Genomic DNA, 871 nt, shown 5'->3' with positions numbered 1-871 from the left:
AACTAGGCTGTGTTGACAATTTAGCTATTTGAGCCATAGCATGATGCTTGCGAGCTTTATGAAGCCGATGAAATTGGCAGCGAGTTTGTCGTATCGCGTGGCGATGCGGCGCCATTGCTTGAGCTTTGCGAAAAAGCCTTCAATTCCCCATCGGTTTTTGTAGGCGACTTTGTCATAGGAGTGTTGATATTTGCGGTGGCAGCGCGGTGGAATGACAGCCTCTCCGCCTTGCTCCAGAATGACATCGTGAAGCCTGTCGGCGTCGTAGGCGCGGTCCGCGAGGACCTGGTCCGCGTTGAGACCAGCGATGAGACCGCAGGCGGGGGCCATGTCATTTTGCTGCCCCGGCCCAATATCGAAGCGGACCGGCAGACCTAAGGCACCGACTACAGCGTGGATTTTCGTGCCAACCCCTCCGCGGGAGCGGCCAAGGGCTTGGGTTTCAAGTCCCCCCTTTTACGAGGCCCGCCAGCAGCCTGGGCTTGTGCTCTGATCACGGTCGCGTCGATTGCTAACCACTCAAGATCTGGATCGCTTGCCACCGCCTCGAAGATACGCTCAAAGACGCCTGCCTCGATCCAGCGGTAATAGCGCCGCTTGACCGTTTGGTAGGGGCCGAACCGGTCCTCGGGCAAATCCCGCCAACGGGCGCCAGAGCGGGCAAGCCATAAAATGGCATTGAAAAACCGACACCCATCGCTGCGCGGACCCCGCTTGCCCTTGCGCCCGCCCGGCACAAACTCGCAAAGCCGCTCCCATTGATCATCCCGAAGTATCTCGCCTTCCACACCAGCCTCCAAAAGCTAGTGTTGAATCTGATTTGCAGACCTTTGGGAATCCCCTAACCCTTAAATTGTCTCCACAGCCTAGA

1 protein-coding gene is annotated in these 871 nt (G+C 57.5%); it reads right to left on the bottom strand.

Annotated elements, in window-relative coordinates; translation table 11 throughout:
• Positions 1-24: 24 nt before the first annotated feature.
• Positions 25-788, bottom strand: a protein-coding gene (locus tag Q0835_RS29985) for an IS5 family transposase (protein WP_298967148.1) whose coding sequence is annotated in 2 segments (ribosomal slippage) — positions 25-458 and positions 458-788 — 765 coding nt in all. Because the reading frame shifts where the segments join, the coding sequence is not laid out codon by codon here.
• Between the last annotated feature and the right edge of the window lie 83 nt (positions 789-871).

It is taken from the genome of uncultured Roseibium sp. (assembly GCF_947499295.1).
Classification (GTDB): Bacteria; Pseudomonadota; Alphaproteobacteria; order Rhizobiales; family Stappiaceae; genus Roseibium.
Note: the sequence above shows the minus strand (reverse complement) of the source record. Positions and strands in the feature narration are given on the sequence as shown.